The 25,834-nt window shown below is 72.3% G+C and carries 19 protein-coding genes and 1 pseudogene; 15 read left to right on the forward strand and 5 right to left on the reverse strand.

Features of this window, described 5'->3' with window-relative positions:
* Positions 1-131 precede the first annotated feature (131 nt).
* From ACH4TL_RS12535 to ACH4TL_RS12570, 8 genes and pseudogenes are all read left to right on the forward strand, one after another.
* Positions 132-212, forward strand: a pseudogene (locus ACH4TL_RS12535) (XRE family transcriptional regulator); the annotation flags it as partial.
* Between the two features lie 305 nt (positions 213-517).
* Positions 518-775: a hypothetical protein gene (locus tag ACH4TL_RS12540; protein WP_398318737.1), complete on the forward strand. Its 258-nt coding sequence runs from the start codon at positions 518-520 to the stop codon at positions 773-775.
* Positions 776-890: 115 nt separating this feature from the next.
* Positions 891-3,122 carry a HelD family protein gene (locus tag ACH4TL_RS12545; protein ID WP_398318699.1) on the forward strand — a complete coding sequence of 744 codons (2,232 nt, stop codon included), beginning with the start codon at positions 891-893 and terminating at the stop codon, positions 3,120-3,122.
* 307 nt (positions 3,123-3,429) lie between these two features.
* Positions 3,430-4,191 (forward strand): GNAT family N-acetyltransferase, encoded by a 762-nt coding sequence (locus ACH4TL_RS12550; protein ID WP_398318127.1) that lies wholly within the window; start codon positions 3,430-3,432, stop codon positions 4,189-4,191.
* Positions 4,192-4,596: 405 nt separating this feature from the next.
* On the forward strand, positions 4,597-5,400 hold the full coding sequence (locus tag ACH4TL_RS12555; RefSeq protein WP_398318124.1) for a CAP domain-containing protein: 804 nt from the start codon (positions 4,597-4,599) through the stop codon (positions 5,398-5,400).
* A gap of 98 nt (positions 5,401-5,498) precedes the next feature.
* Positions 5,499-7,241, forward strand: a complete 1,743-nt coding sequence (locus tag ACH4TL_RS12560; protein WP_398318121.1) for an ArnT family glycosyltransferase — start codon at positions 5,499-5,501, stop codon at positions 7,239-7,241.
* A gap of 380 nt (positions 7,242-7,621) precedes the next feature.
* On the forward strand, positions 7,622-8,416 hold the full coding sequence (locus ACH4TL_RS12565; protein ID WP_398318118.1) for a hypothetical protein: 795 nt from the start codon (positions 7,622-7,624) through the stop codon (positions 8,414-8,416).
* The gene (locus tag ACH4TL_RS12570) at positions 8,413-9,576 is read left to right on the forward strand and encodes a S8 family peptidase (RefSeq protein ID WP_398318116.1); all 1,164 of its coding nucleotides are present in this window, start codon (positions 8,413-8,415) and stop codon (positions 9,574-9,576) included. The genes ACH4TL_RS12565 and ACH4TL_RS12570 overlap by 4 nt, the downstream gene beginning before the upstream one ends.
* Before the next feature lie 61 nt (positions 9,577-9,637).
* Here the strand turns inward: ACH4TL_RS12570 and ACH4TL_RS12575 are convergent, their stop codons facing one another.
* Positions 9,638-10,303, reverse strand: a complete 666-nt coding sequence (locus ACH4TL_RS12575; protein WP_398318113.1) for a TetR/AcrR family transcriptional regulator — start codon at positions 10,301-10,303, stop codon at positions 9,638-9,640.
* A gap of 92 nt (positions 10,304-10,395) precedes the next feature.
* On the opposite strand from ACH4TL_RS12575, the gene ACH4TL_RS12580 reads away from it, so the two are divergent.
* Positions 10,396-11,526 carry a DUF3533 domain-containing protein gene (locus ACH4TL_RS12580; protein WP_398425235.1) on the forward strand — a complete coding sequence of 377 codons (1,131 nt, stop codon included), beginning with the start codon at positions 10,396-10,398 and terminating at the stop codon, positions 11,524-11,526.
* 3 nt (positions 11,527-11,529) lie between these two features.
* Here ACH4TL_RS12580 and ACH4TL_RS12585 read toward each other — a convergent pair whose 3' ends face one another.
* A complete protein-coding gene (locus ACH4TL_RS12585; RefSeq protein WP_398318107.1) occupies positions 11,530-12,312 on the reverse strand; it encodes a class I SAM-dependent methyltransferase in 783 nt (260 codons plus the stop codon).
* A gap of 197 nt (positions 12,313-12,509) precedes the next feature.
* Here ACH4TL_RS12585 and ACH4TL_RS12590 point away from each other — a divergent pair, with 197 nt between their 5' ends.
* From ACH4TL_RS12590 to ACH4TL_RS12615, 6 genes are all read left to right on the forward strand, one after another.
* The gene (locus ACH4TL_RS12590) at positions 12,510-13,727 is read left to right on the forward strand and encodes a sensor histidine kinase (RefSeq protein WP_398318104.1); all 1,218 of its coding nucleotides are present in this window, start codon (positions 12,510-12,512) and stop codon (positions 13,725-13,727) included.
* A gap of 53 nt (positions 13,728-13,780) precedes the next feature.
* Positions 13,781-14,443 (forward strand): response regulator, encoded by a 663-nt coding sequence (locus ACH4TL_RS12595; RefSeq protein ID WP_398318102.1) that lies wholly within the window; start codon positions 13,781-13,783, stop codon positions 14,441-14,443.
* Between the two features lie 495 nt (positions 14,444-14,938).
* Positions 14,939-16,159, forward strand: coding sequence for an ABC transporter substrate-binding protein (locus tag ACH4TL_RS12600; protein WP_398318099.1), 1,221 nt, complete (start codon positions 14,939-14,941; stop codon positions 16,157-16,159).
* A gap of 46 nt (positions 16,160-16,205) precedes the next feature.
* Positions 16,206-17,249 (forward strand): carbohydrate ABC transporter permease, encoded by a 1,044-nt coding sequence (locus ACH4TL_RS12605; RefSeq protein ID WP_398318096.1) that lies wholly within the window; start codon positions 16,206-16,208, stop codon positions 17,247-17,249.
* Positions 17,242-18,096: a carbohydrate ABC transporter permease gene (locus ACH4TL_RS12610; RefSeq protein WP_398318093.1), complete on the forward strand. Its 855-nt coding sequence runs from the start codon at positions 17,242-17,244 to the stop codon at positions 18,094-18,096. The genes ACH4TL_RS12605 and ACH4TL_RS12610 overlap by 8 nt, the downstream gene beginning before the upstream one ends.
* Positions 18,097-18,131: 35 nt before the next feature.
* Positions 18,132-19,418 carry an alpha-L-fucosidase gene (locus tag ACH4TL_RS12615; protein ID WP_398318090.1) on the forward strand — a complete coding sequence of 429 codons (1,287 nt, stop codon included), beginning with the start codon at positions 18,132-18,134 and terminating at the stop codon, positions 19,416-19,418.
* Between the two features lie 37 nt (positions 19,419-19,455).
* On the opposite strand, the gene ACH4TL_RS12620 is transcribed toward ACH4TL_RS12615, so the two are convergent.
* The 3 genes from ACH4TL_RS12620 to ACH4TL_RS12630 all read right to left on the reverse strand — a co-directional run bounded on the left by ACH4TL_RS12620 (position 19,456) and on the right by ACH4TL_RS12630 (position 25,825).
* Positions 19,456-20,367, reverse strand: coding sequence for an endonuclease/exonuclease/phosphatase family protein (locus ACH4TL_RS12620; protein WP_398318087.1), 912 nt, complete (start codon positions 20,365-20,367; stop codon positions 19,456-19,458).
* A gap of 113 nt (positions 20,368-20,480) precedes the next feature.
* Positions 20,481-21,884, reverse strand: a complete 1,404-nt coding sequence (locus tag ACH4TL_RS12625; protein WP_398318084.1) for a M1 family metallopeptidase — start codon at positions 21,882-21,884, stop codon at positions 20,481-20,483.
* A complete protein-coding gene (locus tag ACH4TL_RS12630) occupies positions 21,881-25,825 on the reverse strand; it encodes a Pls/PosA family non-ribosomal peptide synthetase (protein ID WP_398318081.1) in 3,945 nt (1,314 codons plus the stop codon). The genes ACH4TL_RS12625 and ACH4TL_RS12630 overlap by 4 nt, the downstream gene beginning before the upstream one ends.
* Positions 25,826-25,834 lie beyond the last annotated feature (9 nt).

The raw sequence follows: 25,834 nt of genomic DNA on the forward strand, positions 1-25,834 counted from the left end.
CGCGTCCTGGACGCCACCATCGAGGCCGCTCTGCGGCCGGGAAGGACCTCCTGATGCCACGCCAGATCAGCTACCGGTGGTGCCTGCGCGAATGATGGCCGCCCGAGGCGTGTGCCACCGTCGCCGAACTCATGCCACACCCGACCGAACGCGGCATCACGCTGTCCTCCTCCCAGGTCCACCGCTTGGTCTCCGGCCCCCCGGAACGACTGTCCCCGCCGGTGCTGGTCACCCTCTGCGGCATCCTCGACTGCACGCCCGCCGACCTGATCCTGCGAACGCCGCACCCTCGCCGACACCCTCGACCGCCTCCTCGACGACGGCGCCGGCCGTGTCGCTCCTTCACTGAAACCCGGGTTCGCCGCGACGATCACCCTGAGCAATGTGATCCAGGCACCCGCCGGGCTGGTGGCGGTCGTCGCGTTCTTCGGCGCCAAGAGCCGCATCATCGGCATCGGATCGGCGCTGACTCCGACCGCCTGGGTGCTGGCCACCATGTTCGGCGCGGGCCGCCCTCGTGGGCCTGTCCGTCGGCGGGCTGCGTGCCGGGCTCATCCGGCGGTGGCACGGACGTCTCGGGTTGGTGTCGGTCGCGCTGCTCATCGCTTCTGCCACCACCCTCGCCAAGTGGTTCTTCGGCCGGAGCGACGCCTTCGGGCCGCTCGGGCTCGCCGGGTGGCTGCTGTGGGTGGTCTGGACCGTGGCGTACGGCGTGCTCCTGATCCGGCTGGACCCGGAAGTGGCGGAGAAACAGAAAAAGCCCCGGCTGCCTTGAGCCCGGGGCGTTCCGCCGCGTATATTGGGGATTTGTGTGCCTGCGCATATTCGGCACATATAAGAACTCGATGAAGCCATCATATCCAGCGGGAGTTGAATTGTCAAACGCGGAATTGCGTCAGGAACAGGAATTCATCGACCTGCTCCTTGCGCGCCTCGCCGAGCTGCGGGCCGGGGCCGAGGAGGCGGTGGGTGACGCCCTGGCGATGGAGGGGCGGAACTTCCAGGCGCGGCTGGAACGCGATGTGCTGGTGGCCGAGCGGTCCGGGCTGCTCGCCGCGTTCGACGCGGGGGAGCGGGGGCTGTGTTTCGGGCGGCTCCAGTTCCGTGACGGCCGCGACCACCACATCGGGCGCATCGGCATCCGGCGCGACGACGCGGAACGCACCCCGCTGGTCATCGACTGGCGGGCCGATGTGGCGCGCCCGTTCTATCTGGCGACCGGCCACACCCCGATGGGGTTGCGCCGCCGTCGGCACATCACCACCGAGGGCGGGCAGGTCACCGCGCTGCACGACGAGATCCTGGACCTGTCGGACACCGTGCGGACCGGGCACGAGAACAGCGACGCGGACGCCGTGCTGCTCGCCGCGCTCGACTCGGCCCGTACCGGGCGGATGCACGACATCGTGCAGACCATCCAGGCCGAGCAGGACCGCATCATCCGCGCCCCGCACCACGGTGTCCTCGTCGTGGAGGGCGGCCCCGGTACGGGCAAGACCGTGGTGGCGCTGCACCGCGCCGCCTATCTGCTGTACGCGCAGCGTGAGCTGCTGGCCCGCCGTGCGGTGCTGGTCCTGGGGCCCAATCCGGCGTTCCTCGGCTACATCGGCGAGGTGCTGCCCGCGCTCGGCGAGACCGGTGTGCTGCTCGCCACGCTCGGCGAGCTGTACCCCGGGGTGACGGCCACCGGCACCGACACCCCGGCGGCCGCCGAGGCCAAGGGGCGCGCCACGATGGCGGACGCGCTGGCCCGTTTCGTAACGGACCGGCAGGCGCTGCCCGACCCGGAGATCGTGATCGACCACGACGACGGTGACCTGATCCTGGACGCCGACATCGCGAGCGACGCGCGGTGGCGCGCGCGTGAGACCCGGCTGCCGCACAACCTGGCGCGGCCGCACTTCGCGTTCAGTGTCATCGACGCGCTGACCGCCCAGCTGACCGACCGGATCGGCGCCGACCCGTACGGCGGTCCGAACCTCCTCGGCCCCGACGACATCGCCCAGCTCGGCAAGGCCATCGCGGCGAGCCCCGAGGTGCACGCCGCCATCGACGAGCTGTGGCCCACCCTCACCCCGGAGGGGCTGGTCGAGGACTTCCTCACCGACCCCGTCCACGTGTCCGACGCCGACGCCGCCGCGATCCGCCGCACCGGCGGCGCGTGGACCCCGGCGGACGTGCCGCTGCTGGACGAGGCCGCCGAACTGCTCGGCGAGGACGACTCCGCGGCCCGCGCCGCCGCCGAGGGGGCGCGGCTGGAGCGCATCGAGTACGCGCAGGGCGTGCTCGACCTCTCCTACGGCTCCCGCACCCAGGAGTTCGAGGACCGCGAGGACGACGAGTCGGAGGTGCTGGCCGCCCACAACCTCATCGACGCCGAACGCCTGGCGGACCGCAATGAGGAGGCCGACCACCGCAGCGCCGCCGAACGCGCCGCCGCCGACCGCACCTGGGCCTTCGGCCACATCATCGTGGACGAGGCGCAGGAGCTGTCCCCGATGGCGTGGCGGCTGCTGATGCGCCGGTCCCCGACCCGTTCCATGACGCTGGTCGGCGACCCCGCGCAGACCGCTGAGCCGGGCGGCTGCGGCTCCTGGCCGTCGATCCTCGCCCCGTACGTCGAGGACCGCTGGGAGCACACCCGGCTCGGCGTCAACTACCGCACCCCGGCCGAGATCATGGCCGTCGCGGCGGACGTGGCCCGCACCGCGGACCCCGGCTTCGAGCCGCCGCGTTCGGTCCGCGCCACCGGTGTACGCCCCTGGGCGCGGCACACCGCCGACCTGCCGGGCGCGGTGGCCGACGCCGTGGCGCGGGAGTCGGGGGCGGAGGGCCGCCTCGCGGTGATCGCCCCGCCCGGCCACCACGACGCCCTCGTGGCCGCGCTCCCGGACGCGTCCGGCGGTCGCTCCCCGGACCTGACCAGCCCGGTGGTCCTGCTGGACCCGCGGCAGGCCAAGGGTCTCGAGTTCGACACGGTGATCGTGGCCGAGCCGGGGGAGTTCGGGACGAGCGACCTGTACGTGGCGCTGACCCGGGCGACCCAGCGGCTGGGAGTGGTGCACACCACGCCACTGCCGAAGGGGCTGGCCGGGATGGCCGAGCCGGACGGTACGGGCTGACGGGTCCGGCACGGACCGCCCGTGGCCCAGGGGGAGTTGGCCCCGCGGGGACAGGGAGCCGCGGGGCATCGGTGTCCTGAACGGCGGGGGACACTTCCGCGGCAATCGGAGGAACGCCTGGTGGGCGCCGCGGTCGATTTGCCCCCGGCCCGGGGCCGTGTGCGACAGTGGACCGCCCGCCCGGCCGGGCGCGCCCCTGCGCGCAGCCGCCGACGGGCTCCCCATACCTCATCAGGACAGTCTCCGGTCGCGCCCGCGCGCGTCCGGGCTGTCGCCGTCCTCCACCCCGTCCATCCTGAAGGCAGCGATGCTGGCAACGACTCTTCCTCCCCGGACCACGGACCTGTTCGACCAGGGCCTGGAGTTGCGACCCGGTTCCGCGCTGCTGCGCTTCGGCGCGGCGCGGCCGCGACCGGCCGGCCGGATCAGCTGGTCGGGCCCGGGCGCAGCGGCATGGCTCGACGACAGCCGTGGCCACGTGTGGACCGTCGGCGGCGCGGAGGCCGCCGCCGGGCTCGTCCTGAGCGCCGCGCAGCGCCGTCCCGAGCAGGTGCGCGAGTTCACCGGGCCGCGCGGCACCGACGCCCTGGTCGCCCGCCATCTTCCGGTGGACGACATCGTCGAGTGGGTGTTCCGCTGGACGATGGAGGAGCCGCCCGTGCAGCGGGGCGAGGAGCGCGTGGTCGTCCTCGACGAGAGCCACCACGACGAACTGCTCGCCTTCCTCGGCGAACACAGCCCCGCCTACTCCACCGGCCCCGACTCCGCGAATGTGAGCCTGTGGTGTGCGATCCGTGACGACGAGGGCCGGATGGTGGCCTGTGGCGCCCTGAGCAGCCTGCGGGACAGCGGCGCCCCGCTGATGGCGTCCGTGGCGACGGACGCCGCCCAGCGCGGCCAGGGGCTGGGCGCGGCGCTGACGTCGTGGCTGACCCGGTACGCGGTGCGCCGCCACGGCTTCTGCACGCTGTGGCAGCTCGCCGACAACGCCCCCGCCGAACGGCTCTACACCCGCCTCGGCTACCGCAACGAGGACCCCTGCGTGGCCGCGCGGATCTCCGTCAACTGAACGTGGCGGGACTCATGACAACAGTCACACCGGCCCCGGGAATGAACCGGGCGCAATAGTAGATACCCGCTCGGCGAAATCGGAGACTTTTCGGCTCTTGCCGACATGTCGTATCCGGCTTCGCCGCGGGGCCGGTGTCCTGCCCGGCTCCAAGTCCACCAGGGGTTCCGGCGGCAGGGCACCGTCACATCTCCTTCACCGGAGCGGCACAGCACACCTCGGTGTTCCTTCGCAAGCGTCGGCCGCGCTACGACCCCGGGTAGTAGCGAACACTTGTTGCAGTGGTTTCGGCGCGGCCCTAACAATGACGGCCCACACCGCGCCTCGGCAGTCCTGGCTTCGCCGCGTACAGAGTCGGCCGCACATGGGGGAGGGCGTGCCGTGACTACCGAGTGAGGGACACGCATGAGCAAGCACCGGACCACCAAGACCCACCACCGGAAGATAGCCGTCGCCGCCGTCGCGGTGGCCGCCGTGGGTGTGCCGTCCGTCGCGATGGCGTGTCTGAACGGGCCGGACGACAAGAGCAACGCGGCCCATGGCGTCGAGACCAGCGCCTCCGCGAAGCAGGAGCACGGACAGGGCCGGGAACAGAGCCAGTCGCGGCACGAGAAGAAGGGCCACCACCGGGACGCGGACGAACCGGCGACGACCAAGCGCGCCGAGGCGACGAAGCGGGCCTCGCGGTCGGCCTCCGCCACGCCGAGAACCCGTACGACGTCCACCCCCGCCACGACCCTGTCGGACACCGCCCCGGCCGCGGCGAAGTCCAAGGCCCCGGCCACCACCGCGCCCGCCACCAAGGCCGCCGCCGCCCCGTCGTCCGCGGCGTCCAGTGCCGAGGCCCAGGTCGTGGAGCTCGTCAACGACGAGCGTGCCAAGGTGGGGTGCTCGCCGGTGAAGGTGAACGCGAAGCTCACCGAGGCCGCCGAGGCCCACAGCGAGGACATGGCCGAGCACAGCAACATGTCGCACACCGGCTCCGACGGGTCCTCGCCCGGCGACCGGATCACGCGCGCGGGCTACTCGTGGAGCACCTACGGCGAGAACGTGGCCTACGGCTACGGCTCGGCCAAGAGCGTGATGGAGGGCTGGATGAACAGCTCCGGCCACAAGGCCAACATCCTGAACTGCGACTTCAAGGAGATCGGCGTCGGCCTCTCCGGGGCCGACAACTACTGGACGCAGGACTTCGGCACCGCCCGCTAGCACCCACACGCCCTCCCGCCCCGCACGCTTTTTGCGGTTCACGCTGAGTTCGCGTTCCTGCGCCCGTTCGCGGATGCGCACCATTATGGTCGGGTGCCATGCACGTGGCAGGTGTCCTCGACAGGGTGACCCGCGCGGCCGTGGGCCCGGTGGTGCGGGCCGGAGGGCCGCGGGGCGGGGCGCCACTGACCGGTGAGGCGCGGCGGCGCCGCGTGGCGGTGGCCTTCGTCGTCCTCGTGGCGGTGCTGCTCGCCCAGATGGCCGTCGCGATGGTGACCGCGGCCGTGGAGCAGACGCCGACCATCGACGAGCCGGTGTACGTGGGGACGGCGAAGACGTACCTCCAGGAACACAGCCTGCGGTTCAACCCCGAACACCCGCCGCTCGGCAAGCTCGTCATCGCCACCGGGCTGCTGTTCGCCCACGCCCGCCTCGCCCCCGGCTTCACCGGGGACCAGGGGGCGCTGGGGCGGCGCCTGCTGTACGAGTCGGGCAACGACCCCTGGCAGCTGATGCTGTGGGCGCGGCTGCCGGTGATCGTGCTGACGCTGCTGTTCGGGCTGGTCGTCTTCGCGTTCGCAACCGAGCTGGCCGGTCTCCTGGGCGGAGTGGCGGCGCTCACCCTGTACACGTTCTCGCCCGATGTCATCGCGCACGGCTCGCTCGCCACGCTCGACGTACCGATGGCCGGTTTCCTGCTGACCTCGGTGTGGTTGCTGTGGCGGGCGCGCCGCCGCCCGTTACGCCACCTGCCGCTCGCCGGGGCGGCGCTCGGCGCGGCCGTGGCCACCAAGATGAGTGTGCTGCCCGCGGTTCCGGTGCTGATGCTGCTGGCGGTGCTGTCGTACGCGTACGCCCGCTCCGGCACATCCGGCACCGGATGGCGCGGCACCGCATGGCGCGGCAGGGTGCGGGTCCTGGCGCTGGGGGTGGCGGGCGCCGTGGGCATGGCGCTGGTCGCGCTCGCCGTGGTGTGGGCCACGTATCTCGCCGTGGACCCGCGGCTGCGCTGGACCGCGCCCGGCAACGTGCCCGCCGTCCACGGGCTGCGCGGGCTCGCCGTCGACCTGCTGCCGGTGCCCGAGCCGTTCCGGGACGGGATGCGCATCCAGTTCGGATTCGAGAACCAGCTGTGGCGCGGCTTCCTGTTCGGCCGCCAGTACGACGGCTCGCTCTGGTATTACCTGCCCGCCGCTCTGCTGGTGAAGACGCCGCTCGGCATGCTCGCGCTGTGGGCCGTCGGCGCCGTCGCCATGGTGGCGGTGCCCCGGATGCGGCCCGCCGCGCCGTACGTCCTGCTGCCCGCGGCCGTGCTGCTGGCCGTGGCCATGAACGGAGCCCGCGACCTCGGTGTGCGGTACGCGCTCTTCCTGCCCATGTTCCTGGCGGTCGCCGCGGCCGGGGTGGTCACCCTCCGGTGGCGAGGGGCCCGCGGCGTGACGGCGGTGCTGGTGGTGTGCGTGGCGGTCAGCTCGCTGCGGACCTTCCCGTACTACCTGCCGTACGCCAACGAGGCGTTCGGCGGTCCGGCCGGCACCCACCGGCATCTCCACGACTCGAACGTCGACTGGGGCCAGGACCTGGGGCGGCTGGCCGACCGGCTCCGGGAGCGCTACCGGAACCAGCGGGTGTGGCTGGTGTACAAGGGCAGCGGTGTGCCCCCCGCGTACGGCATCCGCGCCCACGACCCGCGCCGGGTGTCCCCGGACCGGGTGCGCGGGCTGCTCGTCGTGTCGGACTCCTCGGTCGCCCGCGCGCAGGGGCGGCTGGCTGCGCTGATCGAGCGCAGCCGCCCCGTCGACGAGGTCGGCCACTCCATCACCGTGTACCGGAAGGGCTAGCCAGGCGTTGTCCGGGGCCGGTTGCTCCGTTTCCCGTCACGATCTGTAAGGTTCACCTCTGCACGTGCGGGGGCGTGTGCCGGAGGTTGGTCTCCTCTGTCGTGCTGCGCCCGCTCATCGGCCGCCGACACCGAGGAGGGGAGCCCATGTCGTACCCGCCGCCACCCGAAGGCCACGCCAACGCCGGGCCCTACGGATACCCACCCCAGCAGGGCCCAGCGCCCGTGCCACCCCCACCGCCCATGCCGCCGTCCATGCCACCGCCCCCGCCGCCCGGCGGTCAGCAGGGTTGGCAGGGGCCACCGGGGTACGGAGGCCAGGGGGCCCAGGGCGCACCGTACGGCGGGTCAGGGCCCCAGGGCGTTCCGTACGGCGGCGCCATGTCCGCCCCGCAACCGCCGCCGCCCGCGCAGCCGCAGAAGAACACGGGGCGCACCTGCCTCAGCGCCTTCCTCGGCATCGTCGGCGGGCTCGCGATGCTCGGCGGTGGCGCGCTGACCGCGCACGCCTACTCCAACCACAGCCAGAACATCGCCAACCGCACCGAGTACGGCGCGTCGATGTGGCGCAACGAGCGCGCGGACGCGCTCTTCCCGGACACCCTCGCACCCCGCAAGAACACCCAGTCCGAGACCACCGACCGCAAGCGCGCGCAGTGGCACCGCGTCGGGATATCCCAGCAGACCGGCTGTGACGACGGGCTGAGCGGCGCCGCCGCGACCGAGGCGAAGAAGCTGGGCTGCAAGGCCGTGCTGCGCGCCACCTATGTGGACCCGACGGGCAACACCGTGGCGACCGCCGCGCTGATCGTCCTGCCGGAGAGCGACTCCGCGAAGACGGAGATGAGCACGTTCTTCGACGCCGAGAAGGACAAGGACAACCCGGGGCCCGGTGTGAAGGCGTACGGCGTCCCCGGCACCATCGCGGCCAAGTGGAGCGACGCGCGGGCCAACGGCTCGGCGGGGCAGTCGGTCACCGAGATGTACCTCCCCTACGCCCTGATGGTCTCCGCGGGTGCCGTCGACGGCCGCAAGGCGGGCGAGCTGCCGGGCGAGTGGGGCCGGTACAGCCTCGACGCCAAGCAGGACCGCGCGCCGTGGCGCGGCGCCGCCGACGGTCTCGTCGACGCCCTGAACCTGCACCTCATGGATCTGCTGATGGAGGGGACCTCATGAGCGTCCGGCGACACACCGGCGCGCGCCTCGGCGCGGCCGCGACGGCGGCCGTCCTCGGCTCGGTGCTGGGCGTGGTGGCCGCGCCGCCCGCGGCCGCCGCCACCCCCACCCCCACCAGCTGGGAGGCGAAGGCCCTCGGCCTGGCGTCGGCACAGGCCACCGCCCAGGGCGAGGGCATCAAGGTGGCGGTCCTGGACAGTGGCGTCATGACCAACCACGTGGCGCTGAACGGCAAGGTGACCACCGGCCCCGACTTCCTCAAGGACGGTCTGAAGCCCGGCGATCCGCGCTGGGGCGGCCATGGCACCGCGATGGCCTCGGACGTCCTCAAGGTGGCCCCGAAGGCGAGCATCCTGTCGGTCCGGGTGATCGACGACAAGAAGGACCACGGCGGGGAGATCCGGCAGGGGATCAGCCCGGTCGCCCAGGGCATCGACTACGCGGTCGACCACGGCGCCGATGTGATCTCCATGTCGCTCGGTGGCGAGATGTTCGGCGACTCCTACGACGAGGACGAGGTCGACGCGCTGGCCAGGGCGGCCCAGAAGGGCATTCCGGTCGTCGCCTCGGCGGGCAACGAGGGCGACATGTTCAACGACGCCTCGTACCCGGCGGGCTATCCGGGCGTGATCGCCGTGGCCGCCACCCAGCAGGGCGGCGGCCGCGCCGAGTTCTCCACGGTACGGACGTACAACTCGGTGGCCGCGCCCGGCGTGGCCATCATGAGCGCGAAGAACACCGGCGGCTACGAGCCGGTCAACGGCACCTCGCCCGCGGCCGCGCTCACCTCGGGCGTGGTGGCCCTGATGCTGTCGCACAACGACAAGCTGACCCCGGCCCAGGTCCGCACCGTGCTGACGAAGACCGCACACCATCCGGCAGGCGGGCGCGACGCGCTGGTCGGGTACGGACCGATCGACGCCGCGGCCGCCGTCCGGGCCGCCGCGAAGCCGCCCGCCGACGGGACGGTCCCGGCGAAGTACACGGGCAAGGAGCACCTGGCCACCCCGGACGGCACGCCGAAGACCCAGCATCCGCCCCTGGAGACCGATCTGGTGACGATCGGTCTCGGCTCGGCGGGTGTGGGCCTGCTGATGGTCATCGGCGCGGTGCTGATCACCCGCGCGGGCCGCCGCCGCGCGGCAGCGGCCGCGCGCTGACCCGCGGTGGGGTGGGTGGCGGCTCGCCACCCACCCCACCGTCCCCGCCCGTTCCCGCCGCTCAGCGCCGCGGGGTGAGCAGCGCGGTGAGCATGTCGCGCAGCCAGCTCCGCAGGGCGTCGATGTCCGGGTCGAGCAGCAACCGGCCCGCCGCCGCGTCGTGGATCGTGAGGACCGCCGCCGTCAGGGACCCGGGGTCGCTCAGCCCGGGCGGCATGGCGCCGGGGTCGACGTACGCGGTCACGATCGGCTGGAGCGTTTCGCGCAGCGCCTCGCGGTGCCGGATCAGGGCCGCCGCGGTGTCCGGGTCGCGCGCCGCGTACAGCATGAAGTCGGTGCGTACGAGCACCCACGTGCGGTCGATGAGCAGCGCGTCCACCACCCGGTCCAGCAGCGCCGCCAGCCCCTCGTCGGGGGTGGCGCCGTCCAGCGCGTCCCGCACCTGGGCCGTCTGAAGCGCGGCCTGCCGCTCGTAGAGCGCGAAGAACAGCTCGTCGAGGCTGTCGAAGTTGGAGTAGAAGGCGCCGCGCGTGTACCCGGCGGCCTCGCAGATCTCCTCGATTCCCACGCGGCCGAAGCCGCGCTCCGCGAAGACCGTGAGCGCCGCGGCCAGCAGCCGTTCCCGGGTCTCGGCCCGGCGCCGGGTGACGCGCGTGGGGGTGCCGTCCGCGCGGCGTCCGCTGCGCAGCGCCCGGCGGTCGAGTGCGCTGTTACTGGCTTCCGTCATGCCGCCCATCCTAGTTCGATACACTCGTGTATCCGATACGATGATGTATCGAACCCGTCGGTGATCGAGGGAAGTGCGGATCAGTGAGTCAGGTGGATACGGACCACACGGAGACCCCGGACGCGGCCACGGCCGCGCAGAGCGGTGAGCCGGACGCGGACCGGCCGAAGAAGGGGAAGGCCCCGGCGCCCGGGGGATTCCGGGCCCGGCTGCGCGGCGCGGTCCCGCCGCGCATCGCGGCGATGCTCGTCGGCGCGCTGCTGCTCCAGCTGGGATTCGTCCTGTCGTACGTGGGGGCGTTCCACCATCCCCAGCCGCACCGCATCCCGATCGCGGTCGCGGCGCCGGAGCGGGTGGCGCCGGGCGCGGTGGAAAAGCTCAACGCGCTCCCAGACCACCCGCTGAAGGCCACCGCCACCGACGAGGCCACGGCCCGCGAGCGGCTGAGCGACGGGGAGATCAGCGGTGCGCTGATCGTGAAGCCCCAGGGCCGCACCGACACCCTCCTGGTCGCCGGTGCCGGAGGCGCCTCCACGGCGACCGCGCTGGAAACGGTGCTGGAGAAGGCCGAGAAGTCGCAACACCGCGGCGTGTCCGTGGTCGACGCGCATCCCGCGCAGGCGGGCGACGCCCGGGGCTTGAGCAGCTTCTACCTGGTGGTGGGCTGGACCGTGGGCGGCTACCTGCTCGCCGCGCTGCTGGGCGTGTCCCTCGGCGCCCGCCCGGCCACCGCCCGCGCCGCCGGGCGGCGCCTGCTGGCGGCCGTGCCGTACGCGGTGCTCTCCGGCCTGGGCGGCGCAGCCATCGTGGGCCCGCTGCTCGGCGCCCTGAACGGACACTTCCTCGCCCTGTCGGCGATCGGAGCCCTGGTGGTCTTCGGCGCCGCCGCCGTGACGATCGCCTTCCAGGTGCTGTTCGGCGTCCTCGGCATCGGCGTCACGGTGCTGCTGTTCGTCGTCCTCGGCAACCCCAGCGCCGGTGGCGCCTACGGCCCCGAACTGCTGCCCCCGTTCTGGCGGGCGCTCAGCCCCGCCCTCCCCAACGGCGCCGCCACCCATGCCGTACGCCACGTCATGTACTTCTCCGGCCACGGCATCACCGCCAACCTGGCGGTGCTGGCCGCCTACGCCCTCGGCGGCGCGCTGGTCGCCGTCCTCGGCGTCACCCTGATCCGGCGGCGGCGCGCGGCCGGGGCCGAACGCCCGGCCGCCGTGTCCGGCTGAGCCTCAGCCGCCGTTGCCGTGAGTGACGCGGATCTTGGACTGGCCGTGCGGGAGTTCCTCCCAGTCCTCCATGAAGCGGGCCTTCAGACCGTGTTTCGCGGCGAGGTCGACGAGGGTTTCGGTGCGGTAGTAGAAGTCCTCCCGCAGGACCTGGTGCTCCTTGCCCTCGGTGCGGTCGAAGGTGAAGTCGAACCAGCCGCCGGGCGCCAGGATCCGGCCGACGTTGGCCAGGCACTCGTCGATGACCGGCAGCGGGGAGTGGGAGAACACGCTGTGGGCGTGGACGACGTCGAAGTGCGCCTCGGGCAGGAAGCGCAGAGTGAGGTCCCGGACGGGGGTCAGGGTGGGAAGCCGGTCCTGGAGCTCGGTGTGGACCAGGGTGTCCTGCGCGGCGACCAGGATGTCGGGGGAGATGTCGACGCCGTAGTAGTGGCCGGGTTCGAGGTGGCGGATGAAACGCCACCCCGCGCGCAGATTGCCGCAGCCGATCTCCAGTATGCGGTGCTCGGGGCGCAGCCCGTGCTTGAGCAGATAGTCGAACTGCATCGCGCCCAGCGCCAGCCACCGCTCCCGGGTACGGCCGCCGACCGCCGCGTCCGCGCTGGCACGGGTGTCGGAACGCATCACGGCGCGGTAGTAGTCGACATGGTCCGGCCAGCGGTAGCGCAGCCAGGCGTCCCGGGTGGCCCGCACCAGATGGCGCGGTACCCGCTCGGGGTGGCGGAGCGCGTAGGAGACGCGATGGCCGAGGCTGGCGCGGTTGACGGTGACGTTCTTGGCGGGCATGAAAAATCCTTTCCCGGGGACGCGGCCTGTGTGTCGCGGCCCCTGAACTCAGCATCCGTGCGGGTGACGGCCGTCGGGGTCGGCGGACCGGCCACCGGCCCGAGGCGGTTCGGGCGATGCCGGGGTCAGCCGATCGGATGATGCGCGGCGCGGTGCCCCGTAATAGGACTGGCTACGGGAGAGAGGGAGGGGCGGCGATGTGGCGCGGTCAGGTGGGGGAAGGCGAGTGGGCCGATCCGGACGCCCGGTGGCTCCGGTGGGTCATGGACGGGGCGTTCCTGCTGCTGCTCGGCTCGTCCCTCGTCCGCTTCCTGACCCGCGACCACGAGGGGACGCACACCGGACTCGCCGTCGCCCTGTTCGCCGCCTTCGGGCTGCTGTATGTGCTCGGGCGGCTGCTGGCCCCCGCGCCACGCCCCGGCGCCCGGCCGAGCGCCCGGCACCTGGCCTGGCTGGGCGCGGTGTCGGTGGTCTGGGCCGGGCTGCTGACCCTCTCGCCGAGCGCCACCTGGTGCGCCATGCCACTGCTGTTCACCGGGCTCCAGACGCTGCCCGCGCGCACCGCGGTGCCGCTGGCGGCCGTGCTCACCGTGCTGGTCGTCGCCACCGAGCTGCGGCTGTCCCACGAAGGGCTCAACCCGAACGTGGTGATCGCCCCGCTGGCCATCAGCGCCGTCGCCACCGCCGTCCTGGTCCATCTCCAGCGCCAGACGGCCCGGCAGCGCCTCCTCATCGACGACCTGGTGTGCACCCGCCGCGATCTGGCCACCACCGAGCGGCGGGCGGGCATCCTCGCGGAACGGCAGCGGCTGGCGAGCGAGATCCACGACACCCTCGCACAGGGGCTGTCCAGCCAGCGGATGCTGCTCCAGGCCGCCGACCGCACCTGGTCGTCGGACCCCGGCGCGGCCCGCCGCCACATGCGGGACGCGGCCGAGATCGCGTCCCGCAGCCTCGCCGAGGCCCGCCGGTTCGTCCATGACCTGGCCCCCGCCGACCTCGCCGACCGCACCCTCGCCGAGGCGCTGCGCGCGCTGGCCGACCGGGAGTGCGGCGAGGGGCTGACCGTCGGCTTCCGGCTGGACGGGGTGCCGGGCCCGGTGCCGGAGCGGGTCGAGGCCGCGCTGCTGCGCATCGCCCAGGGCGCCCTGGCCAACGTACGGGAACACGCCTGGGCGACCCGCGCCGCGCTCACTCTGACCTGGCTGGACGACCAGATCTCGCTGGACATCGCCGACAACGGCCGCGGCTTCGACCCCGAGCGGCCCCGGACCCCGGACACCGGCCGGGAGCGGGGCCACGGGCTGCCCGCCATGCGGGTGCGGGCGCGCCAGCTCGGGGGCACGCTCACGGTCGAATCTACCCGGGGGGAGGGCACCGTCGTCTCGGCGGCCGTCCCCCTCGCCACCTCCTGATGTCCACAGCCCCTGACGTTCACCGCCACCCGACCACGGAGGACCGCCGCACCATGACCCCGACCGACGCCGCCACTCCGCCCGTCCGGCTGCTGCTGTGCGACGACCACGCCGTGGTGCGCGCCGGTCTGCTCGCGCTGCTGTCCAGCACCGCGGGCATCGAGGTGGTCGGCGAGGCGGGCAGCGGCGAGGAGGCACTTGCCATGGCGGCGCGGCTGCGGCCCGATGTGGTGCTCATGGACCTCCAGCTCGGGGACGGCATGGACGGGGTGGAGGCCACCCGCAGGCTCGCTTCCGCCCGGTCCACGGGCGACGAAACGGCCCCGCGGGTGCTGGTGCTCACCATGTTCGACACCGACGCGGACATCGCCCGGGCCATCGAGGCGGGCGCCACCGGCTATCTGCTCAAGGCCGAGCGGCCGGAGGAGCTGTTCGCGGCGATACGGAACGCGGCGGCCGGGCGCACCGCGCTGTCGGCGCCGGTCGCCGACCGGCTGATGGCCCAGATGCGCACGCCCCGCCCCGCCCTCTCCGAGCGCGAGCGGGACATCCTCCAGCAGCTCGCCCGGGGGCTGGGAAACCGGGAGATCGCCCGCGCCCTGTTCATCAGCGAGGCCACGGTGAAGACCCACCTGGGGCGGATCTACGGGAAGCTGGGCGTGGACACCCGGGCGGGCGCGGTGGCCGTCGCCACCGAGCGGCGGCTGCTGGGCTGACCCCTTCCGTCCCTTCTGCCCCTTGCCGCCCGCCCTGTCGGAGTCCGGCGGCAGGACGCATCGGATGTTCCGTGCGATGCCTGGCGGCCCTCGCCGGCGCCCCGGAGAGACATCCAAACTCTGGCCCCTCACCCAGGGACGATTGCCGCGAAAATAGGGCCGTACGACGCCTTGACACCCCAATACATCGGATGTTCTGATGCCGATGCGTCCTGGTAAAAGGGACCGGCCAAAGGAGTCGCAATGGGTCGGATCACAGCAGCGACGGTCAGGGACTTCTGTTTCCGCACGCCGCGAGCGCACCATGAGGTGGCCGCCGGGTACCCTGCGCCTGTCTTATTCAGCAGCTGAATTTCCCCCTCCCCACCAAGCCCCCACACGCCGCGATCGGCGGCTTTCTCTCCAGCATTCGCACGCGCCATTCCGTGCTGCCGGAGTGCGTCCATGTGAGCACGCAAAATTGAAGTGGACACTGCTATGAAAAGACGACTCCTCGTGAGTGCCACCGCGGCGGCTGCCGCATTGGGTCTCACTTTGTCGGGATGCTCTTCCGGCGGCGGCACATCGGGCCAGTCGAAGGACAAGCTCACCTGGTCGATGTGGATCGCGGGCTCGGCCGACAAGGCCGCCTGGCAGAAGGTCGCGGACTCGGTCAAGAAGGCCGGAGGCGCGAAGGTCACCATCCAGGGTGCGCCGTTCGAGGACTACTTCACCAAGCTCCGCACCCAGCTGAGCGCGGGCAGCGCCCCGTGCATCGTCAGCATGCAGAGCCTCCGCGCGGCCAACTACACCGATGTCCTCCTGCCCCTCGACTCCCTCGCGAAGAAGCAGGGCGTCGACCTGTCGCAGTTCGACTCCACCGCGCTCGACGCCCTGAAGGTCGACGGGAAGATCTACGCCCTGCCCTATGACACCGGCCCCATGCTGCTGTTCTACAACAAGGACCTCTTCAAGCAGGTGGGCGCGAAGGCCCCCGAGCCGGGCTGGACGGTGAGGGACTTCGAGGCCGCGGCGGCGAAGTTCAAGGCCGCGGGGAAGACGATGTACGGCTCGGCGATCGGGGACATGAACCTCGAGTCGATGATCCTCGGCTACAACGGGGGCCGTGTCATCAAGAAGGACGGCACGCTCGACACGTCGGACCCGAAGTTCGCCAAGGGCCTGGACTGGCTCGGATCGCTGGAGAAGAAGGGCTGGGCCACCCAGGCGAGCTCGGACACCTCGGTCGCGGGCAACGACTTCGTGGCCAAGAAGGTGGCCATGTACCCCGACGGCCCCTGGTCGCTGCTCGACCGCAAGGGGAAGGCCAACTTCAACATCGGGATCACGACCATACCCGTCGGCAAGGCCGGCACCACCCCGTCCAGCTACTCGGCGGGCTCCGGCTTCGGCATCTCCAAGCAGTGCAAGTACCCCGACCAGGCCTTCCAGGCGGTCAAGACGATGACGAGCCAGAAGGTGCTGACGACGCTCGCGCAGCAGGGGCGCGCCTTCCCCGGCCGTACGGCGGCGCAGCAGGCGTGGTACGACAACGCCAACATCGGTGGTGTCGAGACCGTCCTCAAGGCGGCGCAGAAGGCGTCGACCCCGCTGCCCGGGAACAAGCAGAGCGACCAGCTCCAGCAGCTGTTCTTCCAGTACGGCATCCAGGCCGTGAACGGCCAGCAGTCGGGCCAGCAGACGATGAAGTCCATCGCGGGGCAGCTCCAGAAGTGAGGCGACCCGAGGGCACAGGGGCGACCGGGGCAAGAGAGGTCAGGAAATGACGGAATCGGTGTCCCAGCCGGTGCTCGCGTCGACGTCCGCCGTTCCTCCCGGGGCGGCGGCGTCGGTGCCGGCGGCTGGTACGGGCGCGGTCGCCGTGGCGGGCGTGCCACGGGAGGGGCCGAAGCACAGGAAGGCGGGACGGGAGTCCGGGGAGCGGTCGGGGCAGCGGCAGATCGGGCGCCGTTCGTGGTGGGGCGCGGTGTTCGCCACTCCCCACTCTTTCGGGCTGGCGCTCTTCACGGTCGTCCCGATCGTCGCGTCCCTCGTCGTGAGCTTCATGAACTGGCCGATGCTCGGGGAGCACTCGTGGATCGGCCTCGGCAACTATCGTCAGCTGTTCGACGACCCGGTCTTCTGGACCGTGGCGCGGAACACCGTCGAGTACGTGGCTCTCTATGTGCCGCTGAACCTCGTGGTCTCGCTCGGGCTCGCGGCCTGGCTGACGCCGCGTATCCGGCACCGGCATGTCTTCCGGGTGCTGTTCTTCATTCCGACGATCACGCCGCTCGTGGCGAATGTCGTCGTATGGCGGATGCTCTACCAGCCCGGCGGCCTGATCGATTCGAGCTTGCAGTCGACGGTCGGGGCGCAGGCGCCCAATTTCCTCGCGGACAGCACCTGGGCCATGTTCGCGGTGGTCGCGATGAGCGTCTGGGCGGGTTTCGGCTACAACATGCTGATCTTCTCCGCCGCCCTCGACGCGGTGCCGGACAACCTGCTCGAGGCGGCGCAGATAGACGGCGCGAGTGCGTGGCAGGTTTTCTGGCGCATCAAATTCCCCGCCATTTCCCCGTCGATATTCTTCGCGACGATGATGACGCTCATCACCTCGTTCCAGGTGTTCACCCAGCCGTTCCTGCTGACGAAGGGCGGGCCGGGGACGGCGACCGAGACGCTCGTGCAGTACATCTACAACACCGGCTTCCAGACCCAGCAGCTCGGGCTCGCCTCGGCGGGCGCCTGGGTGCTGTTCGTGATCATTCTCGGCATCACGGCGGTCCAGTTCCTCGGCCAGAAGCGTTGGGTGCACTATGAGTAGCGAGACGCAGGCGGCGAAGGCCGGTTCACGGGCCCGGCAGTCCATCGGCTATCTGATTCTGTGCCTGATCGCGCTGGCGTTCATGGCGCCGCTCATCTACATGGTGGCCACCAGCCTCAAGCCGGAGGCCGACACCTTCACCACGCCGCCGACCCTCTGGGGCTCGGAGATCCGCTGGCAGAACTACGCGGACGTGTTCAGCTATCTGCCGTTCCAGCGGTTCATCCTGAACGGTGTGTTCGTCGCCGCTGTCGGTACCGCCATCAACGTCGCGGTCGCCGCGTTCAGCGGTTACGCCTTCTCGCGCCTTCGCTGGCGCGGCAGGAACGTCGTCTTCGTCCTGTTCCTGGCGACGCTCATGATCCCGCAGGACGTCCTCATCATCCCGATGTACGTGATGATGCAGAACTTCGGATGGGTGGACACCTTCCAGGCGCTCATCATCCCGTGGGCGTTCACCGCGCTGGGCGCGTTCCTGCTGCGGCAGTTCTTCCTGACCGTGCCGCAGGAGCTGGACGACGCCGCCCGCGCCGACGGCGCGGGCACGGTGCGGACCTTCATCGCCGTGATGCTGCCGCTGGCCCGCCCGACCCTGGCCGTGCTCGCCGTCTTCACCTTCATCAGCTACTGGAACTCCTTCCTGTGGCCCCTGGTCGTCGTCAACGACGTGAACGCCCGGGCGACCATCCCGCTCGGTCTCCAGGCGTTCTTCGGCCAGCAGGGAACCCAGTGGAGCCTCGTCATGGCGGCGTCGGTGATCTCGATGCTGCCGACCGTGCTCCTCCTCGTCCTGCTCCAGAAGCACCTCGTCCGGGGCATCGTCACCAGCGGCCTCGGCGGCCGCTGAACCTTCACAGCCTCATCCGAAAGGAATCCGCGTCAATGGCCATCCCCGCCTGGTTCACCGAGGACCGCTTCGGCATGTTCATCCACTGGGGTCTGTACGCGCTGCCGGCCCGACATGAGTGGGTGAAGAACCGGGAGCGCATCACGGACGAGGACTACGACCGCTACTTCCGCCACTTCGAGCCGGACCTCTACGACCCGCGCGCCTGGGCCCGGGCCGCCAAGCAGGCCGGAATGAAGTACGTGGTGCTCACCACCAAGCACCACGACGGCTTCTGCCTGTGGGACTCCAAGCTCACCGACTACACCTCGGTGCACACGCCCATCGGCAAGGACCTCGTCGCCGAGTTCGTCGACGCCGTGCGCGCCGAGGGGCTGCGCGTCGGCTTCTACCACTCGCTCATCGACTGGCACCACCCCGACTTCGTCGTCGACGGCCTCCACCCGCGGCGCGACGACCCGCCGGAGGAGATCGAGCGGCTGAACGAGGGCCGCGACATGGCCCGGTACCGCGCGTATCTGCACGGCCAGGTGGAGGAGCTGCTGACCGGCTACGGCCGCATCGACTACCTGTTCTACGACTTCTCGTACAAGCGCGGCAGGCACAGCGAGGTGTTCAACGCCAAGGGCGCCGACGAATGGGGCTCGGAGGAACTGCTCGCGCTCACCCGCCGCCTCCAGCCCGGGATCATCGTGAACGACCGGCTCGAAATCCCCGGTGACCTGGTCACACCGGAGCAGTACCAGCCCGACAAGGCCATGGAGGTCGACGGCGAGCCGGTGGTCTGGGAGGCGTGCCAGACCCTCAACGGCAGCTGGGGCTACGACCGCGACAACCTCAACATCAAGAGCGTCGAACTCCTGGTGCGGATGCTCATCGACGGAGTCTCCAAGAACGGCAACATGCTGCTGAACGTCGGGCCCACCGGGCGCGGCGAGCTGGACCCGACCGCGGTCGCCACGCTGGAGGGCATCGGCGAGTGGATGTCCCGCCACGCACGCTCGATCTACGGCGCGGGCCCCTCCTCACACCGCGCCCCGGTCGACGCCCGGTACACCCAGCGCGGAAACCGCCTCTACCTCCACCTCTTCTCCTGGCCCTTCACCCATGTGCACCTCCCCGACCTGGGCGGCAAGGTGGAGTACGCGCAGTTCCTGCACGACGCGTCCGAGATCCACTACCGCGAGATCGACCCCACGGCCACCGCCCAGAACACCACGCTCGGCGGCCAGCCCCCGGGGACGCTGACCCTGTCGCTGCCGGTGGTCCGGCCCGATGTCGCGGTGCCGGTCGTGGAGCTCTTCCTGCGGGAAGGCGCCTGACCGTCGGCGGGCACCGGACACCGGGCCGGGCCCGCCGTCACAGCTCCAGCACGGCCTGCACCGGCAGATGGTCGCTGGGGAACTGCCCGCCGCTGGAGTAGGTGTTGATGGCGGCGTACCGGACGCGCACCCCGGGTGAGGTGAGGATCCAGTCGATGCGGTCGCCGTCCGGTACCAGCGGCTTGTAGCCGTGGAAGGTGGCGTACAGCTTGCTGCGCCGGTCGGCGGCGTCCCACGCGTCGGCCAGCGCGCCGCCGTCCAGCATGGTGTCGTACACCGGGTTGCGGTGGGCGGCCACGTTGAAGTCCCCGGTGACGACGCGGGGGAGGGAGGCGTCCAGCCCGCGCAGCCGCTCGGTGATCAGCCCGGCGGCGCGCTCGCGGGCGTACTGGCTGAGATGGTCCAGATGGGTGTTGAGGGCGTAGAACTCCCGGTCGGTGGCCCGGTCGTGGAAGCGCACCCAGGTGACCATGCGCACCACGGCGCCGCCCCAGGTGTTGGAGCCGATCACATACGGGGTGTCGGACAGCCAGAAGTGGTCGTACTCCAGCGGCTCCAGCCGTCTGGTGTCGTAGAAGACGGCCATGAACTCGTCGCGGCTGCCGCCCGCCCGGCCCGTGCCGAGCCAGTCGTAGCGCGGGCCGAGATCGGCGGCGATGTCGCGCAGCTGCCCGTACAGCCCCTCCTGCGTGCCCAGCAGATGGGGCGCGGCGCGGCGCAGCAGCTCCCGCATGACCGGGCGCCGCTCGGCCCACGAGTTGGGCGTGGTGTCGCTGGCGTAGCGCAGGTTGAAGGTCATGGAGTGCAGCTGTGAGCCGTCCACGGGGACGGCCGGGCCGTCGCCGGTGGTATCGGCGCGGGCCTCCGGCTGGGGGTTAAGCGGAAGTGCGAGGGCGGCGGCGGCCGCGGCGCGCATCCCGTGACGGCGGCTGAACAGAGGTGCGGGCATGGCTCCTCCAAGGGTCCGGCGTTGAGACCAGTATCAGGCCGTCCGGTGGGAATGAAGTGGCCTGCGGGAGCCGCGAGTTGAAACGTACGGAGGCCGGACGCGGAACGGGCGGCTCACACCGGGCCGCTGCCGCCGGGAAGTTCCGGCAGCCGGGGGGTGTAGAGCCAGTCGGTGAACAGCGAGTCCAGGGGCTGTGCCGTATGGCGCCGCGCCAGGGCCGTGAACTCCATGGTGGTGACGGTGGAGTGACGGTGGGCGGCCGTCCACTCCCGCAGGCAGGCGAAGAAGGCGTCGTCCCCGAGGACCGTGCGCAGCGCGTGCAGCGTCAGGGCCCCGCGGTGGTAGAGCCGGTCGTCGAACATCCGCGCCATGCCCGGGTCCGCGACCAGCAGATCCTGCGGCTGCTCCGCCAGCGCGGCCCGGAACCGGGCGGCGTGGACGGCGGCCGGGACGCCGCCGGAGAACTCCGACCACAGCCACTCGGCGTACTTGGCGAAGCCCTCGTTCAGCCAGATGTGGCGCCAGTCGGCGAGGCCCAGGCTGTTGCCGAACCACTGGTGCGCCAGCTCATGGGCCACCAGCCGCTCACAGCCGCGCCGTCCGTCGACATGGTTCGAGCCGAAGACGGAGAGCGTCTGCGCCTCGACCGGCACCTCCAGCTCGTCGTCCGTCACCACCACCGCGTACTCGTCGAACGGATACGGGCCGAACAGGTTCTCGAAGACGGCCATCATCCGGGGCTGGCGGGCGAAGTCGTGGTCGAAGCGGTCGCGCAGCCGCGGCGGTACGGCCGCCCGCTGGGGCACCGGGCTCACCGCCTTGTCCGTCAGCTCGACCAGGTCGTACAGGCCGATCTGGACGGTCGCGAGATACGTGGACATCGGCGCCGGGTGCTCGTACACCCAGGTCGTGGTGGAGGCGCTGACCGTGCACGACTCCAGGGTGCCCGCGGCGACCACCGCGTACGGCGACGGCGCGGTCACCGCGACCCGGTACGACGCCTTGGCGGAGGGGTGGTCGTCGCACGGGAACCAGGACGGCGCGCCGATCGGCTGGCCCGCCACCAGCGCCCCGTCCTCCAGCTGCTCCCAGCCCAGGTCGCCCCAGTGCCGGGTCTTCACCGGCCGTGGCACCCCGACGTACCGCACCTCCAAGGTGAACGGCGTCCCGGCGGTCAGCGGGCGGGCCGGGCGGACGCGCAGCTTGTCCGCCCGGTGGGTGTAGCGGGCCACGCGGACTCCGTCGACCAGCACCCCGTCCACCCGGAAGGCGCCCAGGTCCAGGCTGAACCCGGCCAGCGGCTCGCCCGTCGCGCCCGGTTCGGCGACCGCCGAGATCCGGGCCCGGCCCGAGATCCGGCCGGTGCTCGGACGGCAGGTCAGCTCCAGGTCGTAATGGGTCACCCGGTAGCCGCCGTTGCCGTGCCCCGGCAGATACGAATCCCCGGACCGGTCCGCCCCGACCGAGCCGCCCGGCGCGGTCTGTGCCCGGCCGCCCTTGCCCCTGCCCCTGCTCACTTCGCCGTGTCCTCCGTCTTCCGCATGTCCCGCTCCTTCTCCGGCTGCCACGCCGCGATCGGGTTGCCGAGCCACCGGGTGCCCGCGGGCAGGGCCTCGCCACGCATCACCAGCGACGCCGGACCCACCGTGGCACACGCGCCGACCGTGACGCCCGGCAGCACGATGCCGTGCGGGCCCAGGGTCGCGCCCTCCTCCAGCACCACCTCGTCCATGCGCATGATCCGGTCGTGGAACAGATGGGTCTGCACCACGCACCCCCGGTTCACGCTCGCGCCGGCGCCGATCCGTACCAGATCGGCCTCGGGCAGCCAGTAGGTCTCGCACCAGGCTCCGCGCCCGATGCGCGCGCCGAGCCCCCGCAGCCACCAGTTCATCAGCGGTGTGCCCGAAACGGCCCCGGCCAGCCACGGTACGGCCAGCACCTCCACGAAGGTGTCCGCCAGCTCGGTGCGCCACACGAACGAGCTCCACAGCGGCCGTTCGGCCGCCCGGAACCGGCCCACCAGCAGCCACTTGGCCAGCACCGCGACCGCGCACGCGACCAGACCGCCAGCGAACAGCAGCACCCCGCCGCCCGCCAGGGCCGCCGGGAAGCCCCAGCGCCCGGCGGCCGCCGCGAAGGCGGCCAGCACCAGCACCGCGAGCGCCGCGCCGCCCATGACGGGCACGATCCGGCACAGTTCGACGGCGCCACGCGCCCACTTCAGCCGCCGCGCCGGGCGGTACGTACGGCTCTGGTCGCCCTCCTCGGCCGCCCGCGGCAGCTTCATCGGCGGCATCCCGAGCCAGGAGCTGCCCGCCTTGGCGCCCTTGGGCGCGGCGGACAGCACGCCCACCAGGCCGCGCTTGGGCACCGAGCTGCCGCCCGCGGCCATGCCGGAGTTGCCGAGGAACGCCATCTTGCCGACCCGCGACTCGGCGATCCGCAGCTGCCCGCCGCCCAGTTCGTACGAGGCGACCATGGTGTCGTCGGCGAGGAACGCGCCGTCGCCGACCGTCGTCATCGACGGCAGCGCCAGCACGGTGGACGCCTCGACATCGCGGCCCACCTTCATCCCGAGCGCCCGCAGCCACACCGGGGTGAACAGGCTCGCGTACAGCGGGAACAGATGCACCCGCGCCATGTCCATCAGCCGCTCGGTGGCCCACGCCTGCCAGGCGATCCGCCCGTGCACCGGGTGATGACCCGCGCGCAGGCCGATGCCGAGCGTGCGCACCCCGGCCAGGATCAGCAGCGCGTAGCAGACCATCCCGGCCACGGTCGCCAGTGGCACGGCGGCCAGCGCGTGGAACAGCGCCTGGTCCGCGCCGTGGGTGCCCCGCACGAACAGCGCGAGGACGGCGAGCGCGGGCAGCAGCGCCAGGGTGGGCAGCAGCGAAAGGCCCAGCGAGGTCAGCCCGTACACCAGCGCCCAGCGCCGGGTGCGCGGCGGCCGGTCCTCCGGCCGGTGCTGCGCCGCCTTGCCGGACTTGGCGGCCGGTACGCCCGCCCAGCGGCGCCCCGCGGGCACCGCACCGGTCACCCCGGACCCCGGGGCGATCTCGGCGCGCTTGCCGATCCGGGCGCCGGGGAAGAGGGTGCTGCGCGCGCCGACCGTGGCGCCCGCGCCGATCCGGATGCGGCCGATCCGCAAGCAGTCGCCGTCCAGCCAGTGGCCGGACAGATCGACCTCGGGCTCGACCGCGCTGCCCCTGCCGAGTTTGAGCATCCCGGTCACCGGCGGCAGCGCGTGCAGATCGACATCCGGGCCCATCCGCACGCCGAGCGCCCGCGCGTAGTGGGTGAGCCAGCTGCCCGACAGGCCGGTGGCGCCGCTCAGTTCGGCCAGCCGCTCGGCCGTCCACAGCCGCAGATGGACACCGCCGCCGCGCGGGTACGTCCCCGGCTTCAGCCCCCGCAGCAGCAGCCGCGCACCGCCCGCGGCGATCGCGATCCGGCCCGGCGGCGAGACGAAGAACAGCCAGCCGAGCACCACCCACCACCAGGACACGGTGGGCGCCCAGGGCGCGGAGCCGAGAAGGTGCGGCACATTGAGGACGGCGGCCGCGGCCACGCCCCAGCGCAGCCCGGCGACCGTCAGCAGCGGCAGCGTCAGCAGCGTCTGCGCCACCCCGGTACGCCGGCGGACGGGCCGTACGGTGCGCGGGGCCGTCACCTCGCCGCCCATCGCGTCCAGCGTCCGGGCCAGCGCGTCCAGCCGCGGGTTCTGGTAGATGTCGCTGACCGAACCGCTCGGGAAGCGGTCCCGGATCCGCGACACCAGCTGGGCCGCGGCCAGACTGCCGCCGCCCGCCGCGAAGAAGTCGGTGTCCGGACCGCTCGCCGGGGTGCCCAGCACCTCGCCCCACAGCTCGGCCAGCCAGCTCTCGGTCCCGGTCAGCCCATCCGCCGCACCGGCCGTGCCGACCCCCGGCAGCGGCCAGGGCAGCGCGGCCCGGTCCACCTTGCCGGACGTACGGGTGGGCAGCGTGTCCACCACCGCGAGCAGCGGCACCAGCGCCGCGGGCAGCACATCCCGCAGCCGGTCCAGCGCGTCCGCCTGGTCGAAGCCGCTCTCCTCTTCGGGGACCACGTAGCCCACCAGCAGCTGGTGGCCCGCCTTCGTCGTCCGCACCGCGGCCGCGGCGCCCGCCGTGCCCGGCAGCGCCTGGAGCGCGGCGTCCACCTCGCCCAGCTCGATCCGGCGGCCGCCCAGCTTGACCTGTTCGTCGGCCCGGCCGACGAACAGCAGCCCCTCGTCCTCGGCGCGCACCAGGTCACCGCTGCGGTACGCCCGCGACCAGCCCAGCGCGGGCAGCGGGGCGTACTTCTCGGTGTCCTTCGCCGGGTCGAGATAGCGGGCCAGGCCCACCCCGCCGATCACCAGCTCGCCGACCTCGCCCATGGGCACGACCTCGCCCCGGGAGTCCACGACCGCCAGCTCCCAGCCGTCCAGCGGCAGCCCGATCCGCACCGGGCCCTCGCCGGTCAGCTGCGCGGCGCACGCCACGACGGTGGCCTCGGTCGGGCCGTAGGTGTTCCACACCTCACGGCCCTCGACCGCCATCCGCTCGGCCAGTTCCGGCGGGCACGCCTCGCCGCCGAAGATCAGCAGCCGTACGTCGTCCAGCGCCTCCACCGGCCACAGCGCGGCCAGCGTGGGCACCGTGGACACCACGGTGATCTCCTGCTCGACCAGCCAGGGACCGAGGTCCACACCGGTGCGCACCAGCGACCGGGGTGCGGGCACCAGACAGGCGCCGCTGCGCCACGCGAGCCACATCTCCTCGCAGGACGCGTCGAACGCCACCGAGAGACCGGCCAGCACCCGGTCCCCCGGGCCCATCGGCTCGTCCGCCAGGAACAGCCCGGCCTCGGCGTCCACGAAGGCCGCCGCGCTGCGATGGCTGACGGCGACGCCCTTCGGCTTGCCCGTCGAGCCGGAGGTGAAGATGATCCACGCGTCGTCGCCGGGCCCCGGGCGGCCGGGGGCGCCGTGCGGCTCGGCGCGCGGCGCCATCTCCAGACCGGTGCCGAGCACCGCGCTCACCCCGGCCTCGGAGAAGACCAGTTCGGCCCGCTCGTCCGGGTCCTCCGCGTCCACCGGGACGTACGCCGCCCCGGCGGCCAGCACGGCGAGGATCCCGACGTACAGATCGGCGGTCCCGGACGGGACGCGGATGCCGACCCGGTCGCCGACGCCGACGCCTGCCCCGGCCAGCCGCCGCCGCACCCGCTCCACCTCGGCGAGCAGCGCCCGGTAGCTCAGCGCGGCCGTGCCGTCGTCGACGGCGGGGGCGTTCGGGTAGCGGCGGGCCGTCTCGCGGAGGACGTCGACGAGGGTGCGCTCGGCGTGGGCGCCGCCCCCGGTGAACAGGGCGCGCGGCGGCACGGGCTCCGCCACGGTGGGTGCCGACGGCGGGGCGATCAGTGTCTGGGAGTCGTGTACGAGGGTCATCCGGCCTCT

The sequence above is a fragment of the Streptomyces sp. NPDC021115 genome, assembly GCF_044333065.1.
Taxonomy (GTDB): domain Bacteria; phylum Actinomycetota; class Actinomycetes; order Streptomycetales; family Streptomycetaceae; genus Streptomyces.

Coding starts and splice junctions, on each gene's coding strand:
- ACH4TL_RS12550 (WP_398318127.1), top strand. CDS start 3,430: ATGCTGGCAACGACTCTTCCTCCCCGGACCACGGACCTGTTCGACCAG.
- ACH4TL_RS12555 (WP_398318124.1), top strand. CDS start 4,597: ATGAGCAAGCACCGGACCACCAAGACCCACCACCGGAAGATAGCCGTC.
- ACH4TL_RS12560 (WP_398318121.1), top strand. CDS start 5,499: ATGCACGTGGCAGGTGTCCTCGACAGGGTGACCCGCGCGGCCGTGGGC.
- ACH4TL_RS12565 (WP_398318118.1), top strand. CDS start 7,622: ATGTCCGCCCCGCAACCGCCGCCGCCCGCGCAGCCGCAGAAGAACACG.
- ACH4TL_RS12570 (WP_398318116.1), top strand. CDS start 8,413: ATGAGCGTCCGGCGACACACCGGCGCGCGCCTCGGCGCGGCCGCGACG.
- ACH4TL_RS12575 (WP_398318113.1), bottom strand. CDS start 10,303: ATGACGGAAGCCAGTAACAGCGCACTCGACCGCCGGGCGCTGCGCAGC.
- ACH4TL_RS12585 (WP_398318107.1), bottom strand. CDS start 12,312: ATGCCCGCCAAGAACGTCACCGTCAACCGCGCCAGCCTCGGCCATCGC.
- ACH4TL_RS12590 (WP_398318104.1), top strand. CDS start 12,510: ATGTGGCGCGGTCAGGTGGGGGAAGGCGAGTGGGCCGATCCGGACGCC.
- ACH4TL_RS12595 (WP_398318102.1), top strand. CDS start 13,781: ATGACCCCGACCGACGCCGCCACTCCGCCCGTCCGGCTGCTGCTGTGC.
- ACH4TL_RS12605 (WP_398318096.1), top strand. CDS start 16,206: ATGACGGAATCGGTGTCCCAGCCGGTGCTCGCGTCGACGTCCGCCGTT.
- ACH4TL_RS12610 (WP_398318093.1), top strand. CDS start 17,242: ATGAGTAGCGAGACGCAGGCGGCGAAGGCCGGTTCACGGGCCCGGCAG.
- ACH4TL_RS12615 (WP_398318090.1), top strand. CDS start 18,132: ATGGCCATCCCCGCCTGGTTCACCGAGGACCGCTTCGGCATGTTCATC.
- ACH4TL_RS12620 (WP_398318087.1), bottom strand. CDS start 20,367: ATGCCCGCACCTCTGTTCAGCCGCCGTCACGGGATGCGCGCCGCGGCC.
- ACH4TL_RS12630 (WP_398318081.1), bottom strand. CDS start 25,825: ATGACCCTCGTACACGACTCCCAGACACTGATCGCCCCGCCGTCGGCA.